General features: G+C 70.6%; 16 protein-coding genes. 7 read left to right on the top strand and 9 right to left on the bottom strand.

Features of this window, described 5'->3' with window-relative positions:
- Nucleotides 1–43: 43 nt before the first annotated feature.
- The 3 genes from ACFQV6_RS14345 to ACFQV6_RS14355 are packed head-to-tail and all read right to left on the bottom strand — an operon-like array spanning nt 44 to nt 3009.
- Nucleotides 44–1549: a tripartite tricarboxylate transporter permease gene (locus ACFQV6_RS14345; RefSeq protein WP_378027945.1), complete on the bottom strand. Its 1506-nt coding sequence runs from the start codon at nt 1547–1549 to the stop codon at nt 44–46.
- Entirely contained in the window at nt 1549–1998 is a 450-nt protein-coding gene (locus ACFQV6_RS14350) for a tripartite tricarboxylate transporter TctB family protein (protein ID WP_378027946.1), read from the bottom strand. The genes ACFQV6_RS14345 and ACFQV6_RS14350 overlap by 1 nt, the downstream gene beginning before the upstream one ends.
- Complete coding sequence (locus ACFQV6_RS14355) at nt 1999–3009, bottom strand: tripartite tricarboxylate transporter substrate-binding protein (protein ID WP_378027947.1); 1011 nt, start codon at nt 3007–3009, stop codon at nt 1999–2001.
- A 206-nt stretch (nt 3010–3215) separates the two neighbouring features.
- On the opposite strand from ACFQV6_RS14355, the gene ACFQV6_RS14360 reads away from it, so the two are divergent.
- Entirely contained in the window at nt 3216–4427 is a 1212-nt protein-coding gene (locus ACFQV6_RS14360) for an oxygenase MpaB family protein (RefSeq protein ID WP_378027948.1), read from the top strand.
- A gap of 9 nt (nt 4428–4436) precedes the next feature.
- Here ACFQV6_RS14360 and ACFQV6_RS14365 read toward each other — a convergent pair whose 3' ends face one another.
- A complete protein-coding gene (locus ACFQV6_RS14365) occupies nt 4437–5600 on the bottom strand; it encodes a TetR/AcrR family transcriptional regulator (protein WP_378027949.1) in 1164 nt (387 codons plus the stop codon).
- A gap of 211 nt (nt 5601–5811) precedes the next feature.
- Between ACFQV6_RS14365 and ACFQV6_RS14370 the strand changes: the two genes are divergently transcribed.
- Nucleotides 5812–6207: a VOC family protein gene (locus ACFQV6_RS14370; protein ID WP_378027950.1), complete on the top strand. Its 396-nt coding sequence runs from the start codon at nt 5812–5814 to the stop codon at nt 6205–6207.
- 62 nt (nt 6208–6269) lie between these two features.
- Nucleotides 6270–6728, top strand: a complete 459-nt coding sequence (locus ACFQV6_RS14375) for a peptidoglycan-binding protein (protein WP_378027951.1) — start codon at nt 6270–6272, stop codon at nt 6726–6728.
- 10 nt (nt 6729–6738) lie between these two features.
- Here ACFQV6_RS14375 and ACFQV6_RS14380 read toward each other — a convergent pair whose 3' ends face one another.
- The 5 genes from ACFQV6_RS14380 to ACFQV6_RS14400 all read right to left on the bottom strand — a co-directional run bounded on the left by ACFQV6_RS14380 (nt 6739) and on the right by ACFQV6_RS14400 (nt 11874).
- A complete protein-coding gene (locus ACFQV6_RS14380) occupies nt 6739–7842 on the bottom strand; it encodes a hypothetical protein (RefSeq protein WP_378027952.1) in 1104 nt (367 codons plus the stop codon).
- A gap of 157 nt (nt 7843–7999) precedes the next feature.
- Nucleotides 8000–8335 (bottom strand): DUF4387 domain-containing protein, encoded by a 336-nt coding sequence (locus ACFQV6_RS14385; protein ID WP_378027953.1) that lies wholly within the window; start codon nt 8333–8335, stop codon nt 8000–8002.
- A complete protein-coding gene (locus ACFQV6_RS14390; protein ID WP_378027954.1) occupies nt 8328–9698 on the bottom strand; it encodes an acyclic terpene utilization AtuA family protein in 1371 nt (456 codons plus the stop codon). Before ACFQV6_RS14390 ends, ACFQV6_RS14385 begins: the two co-directional genes overlap by 8 nt.
- An 8-nt stretch (nt 9699–9706) precedes the next feature.
- The gene (locus ACFQV6_RS14395) at nt 9707–10618 is read right to left on the bottom strand and encodes an NAD(P)-dependent oxidoreductase (protein ID WP_378027955.1); all 912 of its coding nucleotides are present in this window, start codon (nt 10616–10618) and stop codon (nt 9707–9709) included.
- Nucleotides 10615–11874, bottom strand: a complete 1260-nt coding sequence (locus tag ACFQV6_RS14400; protein WP_378027956.1) for an MFS transporter — start codon at nt 11872–11874, stop codon at nt 10615–10617. Before ACFQV6_RS14400 ends, ACFQV6_RS14395 begins: the two co-directional genes overlap by 4 nt.
- A gap of 95 nt (nt 11875–11969) precedes the next feature.
- On the opposite strand from ACFQV6_RS14400, the gene ACFQV6_RS14405 reads away from it, so the two are divergent.
- From ACFQV6_RS14405 to ACFQV6_RS14420, 4 genes are all read left to right on the top strand, one after another.
- Nucleotides 11970–12659: a GntR family transcriptional regulator gene (locus ACFQV6_RS14405; RefSeq protein ID WP_378027957.1), complete on the top strand. Its 690-nt coding sequence runs from the start codon at nt 11970–11972 to the stop codon at nt 12657–12659.
- Complete coding sequence (locus ACFQV6_RS14410; protein WP_378027958.1) at nt 12656–13738, top strand: tartrate dehydrogenase; 1083 nt, start codon at nt 12656–12658, stop codon at nt 13736–13738. The genes ACFQV6_RS14405 and ACFQV6_RS14410 overlap by 4 nt, the downstream gene beginning before the upstream one ends.
- A 120-nt stretch (nt 13739–13858) precedes the next feature.
- Nucleotides 13859–14872, top strand: coding sequence for a trypsin-like peptidase domain-containing protein (locus tag ACFQV6_RS14415; RefSeq protein WP_378027959.1), 1014 nt, complete (start codon nt 13859–13861; stop codon nt 14870–14872).
- 11 nt (nt 14873–14883) lie between these two features.
- The coding region (locus ACFQV6_RS14420) for a VWA domain-containing protein (RefSeq protein ID WP_378027960.1) at nt 14884–17153 on the top strand (2270 nt) is incomplete at its 3' end.

Genomic DNA, 17153 nt, shown 5'->3' on the forward strand with positions numbered 1-17153 from the left:
ACTGTCAAGAAACTTTGGAAATCCATTGGAAATAGTCCCCGGCTCACTCGTCCTCGGCGAACACGACCTCGCGCCGCCTGCGGATCGCCGGGAGAACGGTGACGGCCAGGGCCGCCAGGGCCAGCACCAGGAGCACCGCGGAGATCGGCCGGGTGAGGAAGACCGACGGGTCGCCGCGGGAGATGATCAGCGCCCGCCGCAGGTTCTCCTCGAGCAGCGGGCCGAGGACGAAGCCGAGCAGCAGCGGCGCCGGCTCGCAGCCGCACTTGATCAGCACGTAGCCCAGGACGCCGAAGAAGGCGATCGCGTAGACGTCGTACGCATTGAAATTCAGCGAGTAGGTGCCGACCACGGCGAACAGCACGATCATCGGGAAGAGCACCTGGTACGGGATGCGCAGCAGGCGTACCCAGATGCCGATCAGCGGCAGGTTCAGCAGCACGAGCAGCACGTTGCCGATCCACATCGACGCGATCAGGCCCCAGAACAGTGCCGGTTCCTCGTTGATCACGTTCGGTCCGGGCGTGATGCCGTGGACGATGAAGGCACCGACCATCAGCGCCATCACCGGGTGAGCGGGCAGGCCGAGGGTGAGCAGCGGGATGAACGACGTCTGGGCGGCGGCGTTGTTCGCCGACTCGGGGCCGGCCACCCCCTCGATCGCTCCGCGCCCGAACTCCCGCGGCCGCTTGGAGACCCGCTTCTCGACGGCGTACGAGGTGAACGAGGCGAGCACGTGGCCCCCGCCGGGCAGCACGCCGAGCGCGGCGCCCAGGCCGGTGCCCCGCAGGATCGGGCCGACGATCCGGCGCCGGTCCTCGGCCGTCGGCCACAGGTGCGTCACCTTGGTGATCACGGCCGCGCGGGTCTGCTCGTTCTCCAGGTTGCGCAGGATCTCGGCGATGCCGAACATGCCGACGGCGACCGACACGAAGTCGATGCCGCCGTACAGTTCACGCTGGCCGAGAACGAACCGGGGCGCGCCGGTGTAGATGTCCTGTCCCACCGTGCCGAGCAGGACGCCGAGCGCGATCATCGCCAGGGCCTTCAGTGCGGAGCCCCTGGCCAGCGCGATCGACACGATCAGGCCGAGCAGGACCAGCGAGAAGTACTCGGCCGGGCCGAACCGCAGCGCCACCTCGGCCAGCGGCGGTGCGGCGACGGCGAGCACGACGGTGGCCACCGTACCGGCGAAGAACGACCCGAGCGCGGCGGCCGCGAGCGCGGGACCGGCCCGGCCCTGGCGAGCCATCTCGTGACCGTCGAGCGCGGTGACCGCCGCCGACGACTCACCGGGCAGGTTGATCAGGATGGCGGTTGTCGAGCCGCCGTACTGCGCGCCGTAGTAGATGCCGGCCAGCATGATGAGGGCCGTCACCGGCTCGAAGTTGAAGGTGATCGGCAGCAGCATCGCCACCGTCGCGGTCGGGCCGATACCGGGCAGCACGCCGACCGCCGTCCCGAGCAGCACGCCCACGAAGCAGTAGAGGACGTTCTGGACCAGCAGGGCGGTGGAGAAGCCCAGCACGAGATTGTCGAGAAGGTCCATCACCAGCCCCACAGCGGGATGCGCAGCTGGAGCCCGACGACGAAGATCAGGGTGGCGGCCACGGTCAGCCCGGCGGCCACCGCGATGGCCGTCAGCGGCCGCACCCGTTCACTGGCGAACGCGGTGAGCAGGGCGGTCACCATCGAGGTCGGCACGAAGCCGAGCCGCCGGACGAAGAAGCCGAAGAAGGCGACGGCCAGCACGATCAGGACCACGGCACGCCAGGGCACCTTCTCGAACGGGATCCGCTCGCCGGCGATCAGCCCCTTGACCACGACGGCCAGGCCCAGAACCGTCACGATCACGCCGACCAGCAGCGGGAAGTAGCCGGGGCCCATCCGCAACAGGGTCCCCCGGTCGTAGCCGAGGGACCCCGCGACGAACACGCCACCGATCAGCGCGAAGATTCCCCCGGCCAGCACGTCCGGGAGAGACCGCCGACGCTGCACCTAGGAGGCCTTCACGCCCGCGTCGGCGATCACCTTGGCCCAGGTTTGGAGCTGCTCGTCGAGTTGTGCCCGGTGCGCCTCGGGGGTGGCGTCCGCGGCGGTGACCGGTGCGGTGCCGAGCTTGGCCATCTGGTCGATGACCGCCTGGTCGGCGAGGGCTGTCTTCAGCGCGCCGGACAACTTCTGCACGATCTCCGGCGAGGTATCGGCCGGCACGTAGAGGCCGTGCCACACGCTGACCGCGAGTTGCGGCATGCCGGCCTCGGCGGTGGTGGGCACGTCGGCCAGGCTCTTCACCCGCTCCGGCGTGGTGACCGCGTACGCCTTGACCTTGCCCGCGGCGATCTGCCCGCTGGTGTTGGTGGTCTGGTCGCACATGAAGTCGACCTGACCACCGACCAGGTCGGTCAGCGCGGGACCGGTGCCCTGATAGGGAACCTCCTGCAGTTTGACGCCGGCGGCGGACTGGAACAGCAGGCCGCACAGGTGGGACGCGGCGCCGATGCCCGCGTTGGCGAGGGTCACCTTGGTGGCGTTCGCCTTCACGTAGGTCACCAGGTCCTGGAACGTCGCGGGCTCGAAGTCCTTGCGCGCGACGACGGTCATCGGCACCTCGGTCACCAGCCCGACCGTCTCGAAGTCCTCGAGCGGCTGGTAGCCGAGGTCCTTGTAGAGGGCCGGCGCCGTCGACATGCCGATGTGGTGCATCAGCACCGTGTATCCGTCCGGCTCGGCCCGGGCGACCTGACCGGCGCCGACCGTGCCGCCCGCGCCCTCGACGTTCTGGACGACGATCTTGCCGCCCAGTGCCGCCGCCATCGGGTCGGCGATCATCCGGGTGACGGTGTCGGTCGGGCCGCCGGCGCTGAACGGCACGACGATGGTGATGTTCTGCTCCGGGTAGTTCCCGCCGTCGCCCCCGGTGCCACCGCCGCCGTTGCCGGAACAGGCGGCGATGAGGGAGACGGCGGCCAGCGCGGCGATCATCCGCGGCCTGCTCCTGGTGCTCATGTCCTGACCTCCTTGTCGGAACGCGGCCCGGCGGCCATCGATGACCGTATTTGGCAATCGACGTTGATCACCAGGGCTGACACCGAACCGCTATCTCCGCCGCGCACCTTGCCGCGAGCCGCCGTGCCCCGCTATGTTAACGAGAAATCACATATCGATGTCGATCGAAGATGCCTGTACGGTCCGACCAGGAGTGAGGTAAGCGAATGCAGAATCTCAGCAGACGAGGCGTCCTGACCCTCGGCGCCGCGCTCGGCCTGGCAGGCGTGGCGGCGCCGTCCCCGGCGTGGGCGTGGTCGTCCGCCGGTTCGATCGCCGCGACCGACACGGTCACCGACCCGTGGGGTGTGTGGGACGACGCCACCGACCCGCTCGTCGCCTCCCTCCTGGAGAACGGTCAGATCCCGGCCGTCAACACGGCCTTCGGCGCGTGGGTCACCAACGGCGACCCGCTGCCCGCGGGCATCCCGGCCGCCCTCACCACCTACCTCCAGCAGGTCAACACCCTGCCGTCGTGGGCCGACCGGGCGAAACTGAACCGGGCCGCCCAGTTCAACAAGCGGATGAGCATGTACCTGTTCCTGCTCTACGGGCTCGGCAGCGGGATCATGAGCACCGTCATCCCGCGCGAGGCCCGCAACGTCTACTGGTCCGAGGGCGGCGCCGACATGAAGGCGCGGGCGGCCAAGACCTTCACGTACGGCTACGACCTCAGTGCCGTCGACGCCTTCCAGCCCACCGGCCACTTCGTGGTCACCTCGAACAAGACGCGCCTGACGCACGCCGCGGTGCGGCACCTGCTGCCGCGGTCACCGGCCTGGCGGGCGGTCACCGACGACCAGGACTTCCTGCCGATCAGCAACGGCGACATCCTGATCACGTTCCACAGCCTCGGCACCTTCGTGCACGGCAAGCTCAAGTCGTGGGGCATCCGGATGTCCGCCGCCGAGGAGGACGCCTTCCTGCACATGTGGCAGGTCGCGCTGCACCTGCTCGGCGTGCGCGACGATTTCATCCCCGCGACCTGGGCGGCGGCGAAACAGCAGTCGGCGTACGCGCTGACCCCCCTGCTCGCCCCGACACGTGAGGGCATCGACCTGGCCGGCATCCTGCTCGGGCTGACCTCGTCGATCGATCTGGGCGTCACCAAGGGCTTCCAGCGGGAGTTCGCCCGCTACCTGCTCAGCGACCGGATCGGCGACTGGCTGAGGCTGCCGCGTGACTTCGCGGCACGGGGCCTGATCGAGGTCGGCTGGCCGGCGTACGTCGCGTTCCGCGAAGGGCTCTCGCCGATCATGCCGAACGGGTTCTCCCTGTTCGACCAGTTCGTGCGCGGCCTGGCGATGCTGTTCCTCAACAACGGCACGTCGGCGACCTACACCCCGATCACGATCCCGACCGGGAACCGGCCCGGATAGCGCCGGTTCTCACAGCGTCAGCGCTCCGGTGACCAGCGCGGTCACCGCATCCCGGTGGTCCGGCGTGTCCTGCCAGCGCAGGGCGCGCCCGGCCTCGACCACCACGCCGAACCCCGCGTGCACCAGCAGCCGCGCCTGGCGCCCGTCCAGCTCCGGCCGGGCCGACCGCAGCTGCTGCTCCCAGACGGCGATGTGCTCACGCTGCGCGAGGATCAACGGCCGCCGCAGGTCGGCCGGCAGCCCCGCGATCTCCGCCTCGGCGACGCTGGTGAGCGCGTTGTGCTCGAAGCTGTAGGCCACGTACGCCGCGGTCAGCGCCACCACCGCCTGACGCGGATCGGCCGCCTGCCGCAGGCTCCGGTCCACCGCCTGCGCCAGCAGTCCCCCGGCTTGCAGGCACGCGGCCACCAGGATGTCGACCTTGCCGGGGTAGTGCCGGTAGATCGCCGACGGCGCCAGCCCCACCGCCTGCGCGATCTGCCCGTTCGTCACTGTCGCGAAGCCGTCCCGCGCGAACAACGGGACGGCCGCGGCCAGGATCTCCGCACGCCGCGTGCGCGGCACAGGCTGGGCGGGCAGTTCGACGGTACGGGCACTGCCCGCGGCCGCCGCCGGATCGGTCGCCACCACCCGCGTCGCGGAGGCCAGCAACAGCTCCTCCACCCGGCGCTGCGCGATCGACGTGTGATGCATGGTGATCGACCCGATCGCGCCGAGCGCCGCCACCGCCCGCAGCCGCTCGTCCGGCAGCGGGTACTCCCGCCTCGCCAGGTCGGTCACCCGCCCCACGACGTGCGCGAACTTGCCCCGCAATTGGCGGCGATCCTCCCGCCCCAGATAGCGAGCCTCCCACCGGTACAGCCCACCCGACGCGCGATGCGCCACCGTGACCCTGGTGAGAGCGGCCAGCACCTCCCGCAAATTCGCCTCGGGCGGCGACTCGTCGAGTGCGGCAACCAGCCGGTCCACCATGACGTTGGCACACTCGGCGAACAGCGCGTACTTGTTCGGGAAGTGCCGGTAGAGCGCGGCAGCACTGATGCCGACCCCGGCGGCGATCTCCTCCATGGAGGCCGCGTGGTAGCCGCGCTCACTGAAAACCTGGCCGGCCGCCTCGACGATCAGCTGCTTGCGGTTGTGCGGCCGGGTGGCCGCGGCCGGGCCCGCGGTCACCGTCCCCCTCCCGCGGACCGTTTCACTCCCGCGGACAGTCTCGCTCGCGCGGACCGTCTCACTCGCGCGGACCGTTTCACTCGCGCGCACGGTTCACTCGCGCGGGCGGGAGCGGGCACAAGACCATACAGGCAAGTCAATCACAGTACGATCGAAGCCCTCGAAGGCTCGGCGAGCCCCGCCGGGTCTCCCCGTCCGAGGAGTGCCGGCCGTGAGAGCTGCACAGATCGCCCAGTTCGCCGCGGATCTGCCGCGGGCCACCGCCTTCTACGCGGGGCTGCTCGGTGCGGCGCCGGTGGCGTCGTTCGATCCGCCGGGGCTGGTCTTCTTCGATCTGGACGGGCAGCGGTTGCTGCTCGAGCGGGGTGCGCCGTCGGCGTTGCACTACTACCTCGTCGACGACGTGGAAGCCACGGTGGAGCGGCTGCGCGCCGCCGGGACGCCGGTCGAGGGTGAGCCGCACGTGATCTTCACGCACCGCGACGGGGTGCTCGGGCCGGCCGGTACCGAGGAGGTTCAGGCGTTCGTGCGCGACACCGAGGGCAACCTCGTGGGCCTTGTCCAGCATCGCGCGTGCCAACCGGCTGTCGGCACCGCGACTGAGTGATCGGGCCGGCCTCCACCCGGAGTGACGATGGCGTTGCCGTTTCTCAGGAGGAGATGATCACAATGGCGTTGCAGCCGTGGCCGGAGATCCGGAAGGGCCACAAGGCACACCCGGTGCCGAGCCTGCAGTATCAGCTGCGAGCACGCGGGCACTCCGTGGTCGTGGACGGGGACTTCGGTCCGAAAACGGATGCGGCCGTCCGGGCGTACCAGAAGGAAAAGAAGTTGATCGTGGATGGGATCGTGGGTCCTCAGACGTGGAAAGCGCTCGTCGTCACCGCCCGCCGCGGTGACCAGGGTGACGCGGTGAAGTCCGTGCAGGAGGAGTTCCAGTACCGCAACCAGTCCGAGGACCCGGACAACGCGCCCCTCGTGGACGGCATCTTCGGCGAGACGACGGAGGCCGCGGTCCTCGACTGGCAGGACTTCCTGCACCACCACGACGAACCGGCGATGACCGTCGACGGCGTCGTCGGGCCGATGACCTGGCAGTCTTTGATCAGCGGGATGTACGCCGGCTGACGGCCCGGGCTCAGTTCAGCCGGAGCAGGAACACTTCGTCGCGCCGGGCCTCGGGGTAGCCGCTGTACTTCTTGTCGAAGAGGGCGAGCACCTCGGCCGGGCCCGGTGTCTGCCGCTCGTCGAGACGGACGAGATCGAACTCGCGGGTCTGCTGCCCGGTCCGGCGCGGCGGCCAGACGGCGAGCGCGCCGAACAGCCCCTCGCCGGCCGGCGGTTCACCCTGCGTGTGCAGAACCCGGGCGGCGAGCCGGTTGGCGAGGTCGCCGGTGCCGTCGACGTAGACCGCGTCGTCGGTGCTGACGTAGGGCACCGGCACCGCGTCCAGGCGCTTCCCGCCGTGGGTGAGCGTCACCGTGAGCCGCCAGTACCGGTCCAGCGTCCGAATATGATCGCCGTGGTCCCACAGCTCGTCGAACCGCCGGTCCACGAACTGGCCCCACGGGCTGGCCATGTCGACCTCGAGCTGCGGTACGTCGAACGACACCTTGCCGATCGGGAAGAACGAGATCAGCGCACGCCCGTCCCACTGGTAGAGCTGGATCGACGGTGACGCGTCGTACACACAGACCTTGAGCCGCGCCCGCAGGTCGTGGCCGTCGAGCTGCTCGCGGAAGACGTGCAGGTGCCGCAGGTTGTCCATGATGTGAGCGGCGACGTCGATCTGCCGCCGCTCCAGTTCGTCGGCGCGCTGCTGAGCGGCGGCGGAACTCGGGTCGAGCAGCAGCACCCGGATGGTCGCGCCCTGGTCGAGGGCCTCGCGCATCGCGGTGAACGTACGGGCGCGGGCCCGGCCCTCCAGCAGGATCGTCCAGGTGTCCAGGATCCGGATGTTGCGGTGGGTCTCGCGCATCCGGTCGATGAACGTGGCCTGGTCGAAACGCTCGTGCTCCTCGACCCGGGCCTTACGCGCCTCGTCGAAGATCGGGTCGAAGATGAGGTACGAGACGGCGGCGAGGACGAGGCTGGAACCGAGGTTCAGCAGCAGGTCACTGGTGAAGCCCTTCGCGGACCGGGCCGCCACCAGCATGCCGGCTGAGACGGCGAGCAGCAGGCCACCGATGACCAGGGTGCGGACCCGCCATTGTGGACTACGACCGAACCGCCATCGCGACAACCGCCCACCCCTCCCCCGAACAATCATGATCACCGATAGGTGAGCGCTACCGCAAGCGGCCGGCCGGGCGGGGTTCGGGCCGGGGTCCGCACGAAGCCACCGGCCGGCCGTGGGTGCTGCCTCGGGCGCCGCGGGACGGCACTGGGAGGCAGCCGGCTCAACCCGGCAACGATGGGGGCCGGGGCGGGATCGGATGGAGCGCCAGCGGCACGTGATGCTGGCCGGCGTGGATGTCGCGGTCATGGAGGCTGCCCTGGGAGACCGGCCGGGGGAACGAGATCTTCACGACGTTCAGCTCCGGGATCCGGAAGATCTGGACGCCCTCCGCGTCCACGCCGTAGAGGCCCGCGATCACCCGCGCGTCCAGGAACGAGGGATCCGCCACCACCGTGTACCCCCCGGCATCCCGGCAGAAGATCTCCATCGTCACCCAGAACGGGCCGGCGTTCTTCGATCTGACCTCCAGGGCCAGGTCGGCGACGGTCTCAGGCATCGCGGGTCTCCTCCAGAACGGTGCGGAACAGAACGGTGCGGAACAGGCTGCCGGGCGAGTCCACGTCGACGACGTGGTTGAGCACGAACTCGTACGCCGCGCCCCGCTCCGTCTCCGCGGGTGAGGTGGCGAACGCCAGGCTCGGCAGATGGTCCATGTCGGGTGTGGGCAGGTGCAGCATCAACGGGTTGGCGACCTTGGCGACGGCCGTGGCGGTCTGCTGGTCGGCCGCCTGGACCAGCAGCATCACGCCCACCTCGCGGGCCGGGCCGGTGGCCGGGTCGAGGGCGCCGAGGACCGCGTCGTGGCCGTAGAGCCGGATGTCGAACGAGTAGTCCATGGTGCCGAGCGTGTCCGCCACCCACGACGTGATCATCTTGCGGAGCAGGGCCGCCCACGTGTCGATCTGGGCGAGGATGTGCGGGTCGCGGATGGCGGTGAACGACATGGTTTGGTAACCAGCGATCCGGGCGCCCTCAAGCTTGATCGTGTGCTGGGCGGCGAGTTCGAAGCGGGAGCCCTCCACGCGTACCCGGCGGTCGTCGAGGGCGCGGTGGACGGCGTCGGTGACCACGATGGTGCCGGCCGGTTCGCGCATCGAGAACGGGTTGACCGTCTCGTAGAGCATGTGCGCGGCGACCGAGGTGGGCGTGCACGCGACGGCCGGGTCGAGGGGCTCGATGGTGAAGCCGGTGGCGTCGATGGTGGCCAGGACTCCCCCGGCGCGCGGGTTGGTGGTGCACTGGCCGCCGCATTCCACGATCTTGGCGGCGTGCCAGGTCGGCCCGGCCGGCATGCCCTTGAGCAGGGGGTAGGCGGCGGCCACCGCGGTGTCGGTGGCACGCCCGGCGAGCACCACGTCGGCGCCCCGGGCCAGGGCGTCGGCGATCGGCTCGTGGCCCATCATCCCGACGATGTTCGTGCAGCTCTCCAGGACCGCCGGGTCGAGGGGGCCGGCCGGTGGCAGCGGGTGGACGCGGCCGAGGTCGAGGTCGGCGGCCCGCTGGGAGCTGTAGATGGTGGCCACCCGCAGGTTCAGTCCCTCCTCGGCGAGGATCGCGCGGGTGATGCCGGCGACCCAGTCGACGCCGGAGTCGGTACCGCTGGTGCCGCAGGAGCCGACGATCAGCGGGATGCCCGCCGTGGCCGCGGCGCGCAGCAGCACGCGCAGGTCCCGGGCGACAGCGGCGGCGGCGGTCTTGGCGATGCCGGAGCCCAGGTAGTAGGGACCCGAGTCGGTGGAGCCACCGTCGACGGCGATGACGTCGGCGCCGAGGGCCAGGCCGCGTTCGACGGTTTCGGGCGGGAATCCGCCGCCCAGCATGCCGGTGGGCACGAGGATGCGTACGGAATCGGGTGTCATGGTCGTCCTCATCTCGAAGCGTTCACAGGCGTGGCCGGATGGCCGGCGAGCGCGGCGACCAGTTCCCTGGCGCCTTCCATCCCGGAGTTGCGGCGGGCCTCTTCGGTCTGCCCGGCCATGTGGGAGTAGACGGTGATGCCGTCGACACCCCGCAGGACGCTGCCGGCCGGGAGCGGCTCGGTCTCCACCACGTCGAGGGCGGCCCCGGCGATCCGGCCGGAGCGGACCGCGTCGGCGAGGGCGGCCTCGTCGACGATGGGGCCGCGGGCGGTGTTGATCAGGTGGGCGCCCGCCTTCATCCGGGCCAGCGCGGCGGCGTCGAGGAGGTGCCGGGTGCGGTCGGTCAGCGCGGTGTGGATGCTGACGAAGTCGGACTCGGCGAGGAGCACTTCGAGGCTCACGCCGGCGGTGCTCAGGACGGTCATGCCGAACGCCTCGGCGAGCGGCGCGACCCGCTGGGCCACCGCTCCGCGCCCGATCAGTCCGAGCGTCTTGCCGCGTAGCTCGTACCCGTCCCGGCGCGGCCATCCGCCCGCCGCGACGCCGGCCGCCATCGGCACCAGGCCGCGCGCCTGGGCCAGCAGCAACGCGATCGTGTACTCGGCCACCGCGTTGCTGTTGATCCCGGGCAGGTTGCTGACGCTGATGCCGAGACGGGTGGCGGCCGGTACGTCGACGGAGTCGTACCCCACGCCGGTGCGCACCACGGCCCGCAGGCTCGGCGACTCCCGCAGCACGCGCTCGGTCATCGGCTCGTTGGCGATCAGCGCGCCGTCCACGCCCGCCAGGGCCGCGATCAGCTCCTCGGCCCGGCGCGGTCCCCGCATCGGGTCGTGCCGGGTGGTGAAGCCCAGCCCGGTGAGGTACGTGTCGACCTCGTCCCCCGGTACCAGATAGTCGGTGGTGATCAGGATCCTCATGTCGCTGCCTCCCGTTGCAGGCGGCCGAGCCGCTGGACGACGACCACCGCGGAAGCGGCCAGGACGCCGGTGGCGAGCAGCATCCAGTCCCAGCCGGTCAGGTCGACCACGGCGCCGACGAGCGCCGGCCCGGCGAACCCGCCGAGGTACCAGGTGACCGCGTACAGGCCGGTGTAGGTGCCGAGCATCCGGCTGGAGGGTGCCAGGTTCCACAGCGCGACCGCCGCGTTGATCGCGAAGCCGGCGGCACCCGCCGCGCCGATGCACAGCAGGACGACGGTAGCGGTGGGTGTCCGCACGAGCGTGGCGGCGACGAGCGCCGCGGCGAAGACGGTCATGCCGACGGCGATGATCCGGAGCCGGCCGAACCGCTCGGCGAGGAGCGCGGCCGGATAGGCGGCGAGCAGGTAGGCGACACCGCTGGGCAGCGTGAGCCCGCCCGCTTCGCCGCGGGTGAGCCCGAGTGCCTCCATGCCGTACGGCGTCATCAGCGACCGCGAGGCGAACCACGCGGCGCCGAAGAGGAAGACGGTGAGCAGCAGCAGGACCCGCCGGCGATCGCTGTCGGTGACCAGGTTGACGATCACCTGCCGCAACGACACCGTGGTCTCGGCCGGTCCGGCGGCGGCGTCCTCGGCCACCGCCTCCCGGTAGCCCCGGGACCGGCTGTCGCGCAGCTTGACGATCAGCACCGCGGTGGCCGCCAGCATGATCACCGCCGGGATGACGAACGCGGCGCGCGGGTGGTCGTCGACCACCAGCAGGCTGATCAGCGACGCCACGATGATGGTGAGCGAGGTGGCGATCTTGACGATCGCGTTGGTCCGGCCGCGCCGCTCCGGTGCGATGAAATCCGGCACGAGCGACTCGGCGAGCGGCCGCATGGTGTTGGCGACCAGCGCGTAGCAGACCATCACCGCGACCAGCGTGACCGCCGAGGTGGCCCATGGCAGGAGCATGAAGATCAGTGCCGCGAGCGGCATACCGACCGCGAGGTACGGGATGCGCCTGCCCCACCGTGTCCGGGTGTTGTCGGACCGGTTGCCGATCCACGGCTGGATGAAGATCCCCAGCAGGTTGTCCATGCCCATCAGCAGCCCGACGAGCGCCGCGCTGGTGACGTGCTCTCGCAGCAGCGCGGGCACCTGGTTGTCATAGAAGTTCCACGTCGACTCCTGCGCGAAGAGCGCGAGAGCGATGAAGAACGTGATCTTCCGGTACGACACCGCGTCGTCGCGGATCCTTACCTCGGCCATGTCGCCTCCACGTGTCGGGCGTCACGCTATTTTGCTGTAGCAAAATCGTCAACAGTTGCAAGTTGATTTGCCATGGCATGCGTTAGAGTTCGGTCATGACAGCCACCGAGACGCTCGCTGATCAGGCGTACCGTCATGTCCGCACCGCCATCGCCTCCGGTGAGCTGGCCCCCGGCGAGAAGGTGACCGAGCGCGGCATGGCCGAGCGGCTGGCGATCAGCCCGACCCCGGTCCGCGAGGCGCTGCGCCGGCTGGAGCTCGACGGGCTCATCGAGCGGATCGGGCCGCGCACGGTGCTGGTGGCGGCGATCCGCGACGCCGCCATCGACGACCTCGCGGAGGTGGAGGTCGGCCTGCGAGGCCTCGTCGCCCGGTTCGCCGCCCGGCACGCGACCGCCGGCCAGCTGGACACCCTGGACGCGATCCTCGACCGGGCCGACGACCTGTTGATCCTGCTCAAGGCACGCCGCCACCAGGGAGAACCCACCGACCGCCACCTCACCGCCCTGCTGGACACCATGCAGGAGTTCAACGACGCGGTGGACGCCTGCGCCCACAACCCGGTCCTCATCCGGATGCTCGAGCAGAGCCGGGTGTTCTCCCGGCCGCGGCGGCGGGAGCTGCTGCTGCGGCGGGTCGCCGCGGACGAGACGTTCGGCCTGGAGCGCTGGACCAGCCACCGCGCCCTGGTCCGGGCCCTGCGAGCCGGCGACTCGGCCGCCGCCGAGCGCATCGCCATCGAGGACTCCCAGGGCGGACTGGCAGCGTTGAGGGAGGACCGATGAGCACCCACCGCATCGCCGTCATCCCCGGCGACGGCATCGGCAAGGAGGTCGTCCCGGCCGGGCTGGAGGCGCTCGGCGCCACGGCCGATCGGTTCGGCCTGCGGCTAGAGTTCGAGCTGTTCGACTTCGCCAGCGCCGGTTACTGGCAGCAGCACGGCACGATGCTGCCCGGCGACTGGGAGGAGACGCTGCGCGGTTACGACGCCATCTACTTCGGAGCTGTCGGGTGGCCGTCGGTCGTACCCGATCATGTCTCTTTGTGGGGAAGTCTGCTGCGCTTCCGGCGCACCTTCGACCAGTACGTCAACCTTCGCCCCTGCCGCCTCATGCCGGGCGTCCGCAGCCCGCTCGCCGGGCGCGGGCCCGGCGACATCGACTTCGTCGTCGTCCGCGAGAACACCGAGGGTGAGTACTCCAGCGTCGGCGGGCGGATCTTCGAGGGAACCGAGCGCGAGACCGTGCTGCAGGAGACCATCATGACGCGGGTCGGCGTCGACAGAGTTCTCCGGTACGCCTACCAGCTCGCGAAACGCCGCCCGCAACAGCACCTGACATCCGCGACGAAGAGCAACGGCATCTCGATCTCCATGCCCTACTGGGACGAGCGCGTGGCCGCCATGAGCGAGCAGTTCCCCGGCGTCCGCGTCGACAAGTTCCACATCGACGCGCTGGCGGCCCAGTTCGTCCTGCACCCCGACTGGTTCGACGTGGTCGTCGCCAGCAACCTCTTCGGCGACATCCTCTCCGATCTCGGCCCGGCCTGCACCGGCACGCTCGGCATCGCACCCAGCGCCAACATCAACCCCGAGCGTGATCACCCGAGCCTGTTCGAGCCCGTGCACGGCTCCGCCCCGGACATCGCCGGGCAGGGCATCGCCAACCCGGTCGGCCAGATCTGGTGCGGTTCGATGATGCTGGACCACCTGGGCCACCCCGAGGCGGCGGCACACCTGCTCGGCGCCATCGAGGACGTGCTGGCGGCGGGACCCGGCGAGGCGCCGCTCACCCCCGACCTTCAAGGCAGGGGTACGACGGCCGAGCTCGGCCACGCGATCGCCGAACGGGTCCGCGAGCGGTAGGTCACGCTGTTCGACTGTCGTATCGGCGACCGACAATCGAAGATCAATTCGTGGAACGTGGTAGCGCGATTTTGGTAGATTTCCGATCCGATTCCCTTGTGAACGGTTCGGATGGGCCGCGTGACCGACTGCCGCATTCTCCTGAGATCCCCGTCCGACCGCGAGTGGGCGTTCGCCGGCAGTGGCTTCGTGCTGGCCGGCGGTGTCGCGGTGACGGCGAACCACGTGGTGGCCCAGCGGGCGCCCGGTGACGAGATCCTGGTGCGGACCGCCGGCGGTGCGCAGTTCGTGGTCGAGAGCGTGACGCCCAACGAGGTGCTGGATGTCGCCCTGCTGCGGGGCGCGGCCGTGCCGGTGTCCACGTGGCAGGCCGGGACGGCCGTGGTGGGTGCGCGATGGATCGTCGGCAGCCGGCCGCGGGACAACGATCCGCTGCTCAGCGGCACGGTGGCGGCTGCCGACCGGCTGGTGGTCACCGCCGCCGACGGGCACGAGGTCGCGATGGTGCAGCTCACCGTGGATCAGCCGCTGGATGAATATCAGGGATATTCGGGCAGCGCGGTTCGTCTCGAGTCCGAGCCGTCCACCGTGTTCGGGATCGTCACCGAGCAGGTCCGGAGCCGGCTGGCCGGCGAGCGGGCCGCAAACGTGCTGTACGCGGTTCCGATGACCACTGTCGTCCAGGAGTTCGGGCTCGTCCCGGCTGCGGGACCGCCGTCCGGTGTGGTGCAGCGGGTGCGGTCCCTTCTCGACGGCGGGCAGGTGGCCGAGGCGGACCGGGCACTGCACCGGGTCGCGCGCGCCGATCGGCAGAACGCGGCCTACTGGCACTGGAAGGCCCGGGTGGCCCTGGCCGGTGGCAACCTCCCGGTCGCGCTCGCCTACACCGAGCAGGCACTGGGGTACGAGCCACGGCATGCCCCGTCCGTCGCTGTCAAGATGACGATCCTGCTCCTGCAGAACACCCCGGGGTCCCGCGACCAGGCCCGCCGGATGCACCACGACAGCCGCCACCTCGACCCGTCACTCGACACGTGGCTCGACTGCCTCGGCACCTGCGGAATGTTCGACGGCGGCGTGCGTACGCCGACCGATCTCGACAGCCGGTGCCCCCTCCCGCCCGGAATCAGGTGATAAGCGTGCCCATGAACCGCCGTTCTCTGCTTTTGATCGTGTTCCTCCTGGTGCTCGCCGGCTCGGTGCTCGCCGGCGTCGCCGGGTGGCTGTCCTGGCCGTTGGTGCTGGTCCTGGCGGCCGCCGGGCTGGGTGCCGGCGTCTTCCTGCTCACCCGGAAGGCGGCTCCCTCCGAGGGCTTCGCCTCGGCGCCACCGGAGCCGCGAGCGCAGTCCTCGCGACCCGAGCCGCTGACCACCGGGGCGCCGCCCGCGCAGCAGGCCGCCGCACCGCCACCGGCACCGGCGCGGGGGGCCGCCCCGCCACCGCCCGCACGGCGAGCCGCCCCGCCACCGCCGGTCGCATCGGCGCCTCCGGCGGCGAGACGGCCGGCAGGGGATCCCGACTTCCCGGACCCCACTGTCGAAGCGCCGCAGCGTCGAGTATGGGGAGCCGCGGAGCCGGCCGATGCGGGCTTCGAGCCGCCCCAGCGACGTGTCCTCAGAGGTTCCGCGCCCGCCTCGGTTCCACCGCCCCGGTCACCGAGACGACGCGTCGACCCCCCACTGTCTCCGCCGGGCGGCTACACGGAGGCATCAGCCGGTGACTATGCGGCACCAGATGAAGGCGGTATCGACGGCGCCTTCACCGGGAGCCCGCTCAACCCTCCCGACTTCGTGGGAGCCCTGCGAGTCGGCGGCGGTGTTCTCTCCGGCGGACCCGGAAATGTTCCGATGGCGGGGCGCTCCGAGCCGCTCCCGCACGACGGTCTGTTCATCCGGCGCAACAACGCGTTCGGCACCCGCCTCACCCACGGCGTCAAGGACCTGATCGACGAGGGTGTCATGGTCGACCAGGAGCGGATCCGGTTCGACGACTTCGTGGCCGGCAACATCGACGATCTGGCCGCGCCTGCCGACGGGTCGGCGGTCGCGGTCCGGCACGGCTGGACGGCGGCGATCGGCAACGTCAAGGCGCAGCCGGGGACCACGCACTTCCTGGAGATCGCCCTCCGGGCCGCCGACGCGCCGGGCCGGGCCGGGCGGCACGCCGCGCCGCTGCCGGTCAACATCGTCTTCGCGGTGGACACCAGCAGCTCGATGAGCGGCGAGAAGATCGATTCAGTGAAGGCGGCCATCCTCGGGCTCTACGACCAGCTGCGCGACGACGACGTGCTCGGGATCGTCTCGTTCGACACCCAGGCGCGCACCGTCATGCGGGCGACGCGCAGATCCGGCATCACCGCCGACGATCTGGCCACCCTGGTGGGCCGGCTGGCACCGCAGGGCTCCACCGATCTCAACATGGGCGTGTCCTACGGGCTCGACGAGCTCTCACGGCACGGCGGGGACGAGGCGATCGCCAGCCACCTGTACCTCTTCTCCGACGGAGAGCCCACCTCCGGCGAGACCAACTGGATCAAGATCCGCACCAACATCGCCGGCCGGACCCGGGGCGACGTCACCCTCTCCTGCTTCGGTTTCGGCTTCGACGCGCAGATGCGGGAGCTGGACGCGCTCGCCGGGCTGACCGGGGGCCAGTCCACGTTCGTGACCGATCCGGACACGGTGCGGCTGAGCCTCGCCGAGGATCAGACCCGGCGCGAGCACCTGGCCGCGATCAACCTCCAGCTCAAGATCGAGATACCGGGTGAGGTGACCGTCTGGCACCTGTACGGGCACGACCTCATCTCCGACCCGGCCAGCCGGCGGGCGGTCGAGCTGGAGGCCCGCGACGCCGGGCGGCGCGGCCTGGAGCAGTTCAACGTCGCGCCCATGCCGGACCTGATCACCCACGACACCGGCATCCGGATCTTCGCACCCGACCTGGCGTACGGGGAGGCCTACTGGGTGGTGCTGGAGGTGCAGGTCCCGCAGGAGGGTACGGCGTCCGGCCCCGGTGAGGCGACAGTGCAGTTCCTCGACGTCGGCAACCGGGAGAACCATCGCCGGCATCTGCGCTTCGACGAGGCACCCACGATCCCGGAGAGCGTGGTGCAGGCGCACGCCATCGGGCTCTGGACCAGCGAGGTGACCTTCTACGCCCTCGACGACCTGTACGCCGACGACCGCGCCGCCGCCAAGCAGCGCCTGCGCAACCACGCCGACAGCCTGCGGACGGCGTTCGAGCACGTCCCCGCGAACCAGTTCCGCGACGACCGGGTGACGATCCTCAAGCTGGTCTCGCTGGCCGACAACCTGGGCCAGCCACGGCGCTGGCACGACTCCGGCGGATCGTCCGGCTGGTCCTCGGCGGTGCACGTGATGAACCGCTTCGGCATGGTCCGCAACGGCTTCCACCG

The organism is Actinoplanes sp. GCM10030250, from assembly GCF_042666575.1.
Lineage (GTDB): Bacteria > Actinomycetota > Actinomycetes > Mycobacteriales > Micromonosporaceae > Actinoplanes.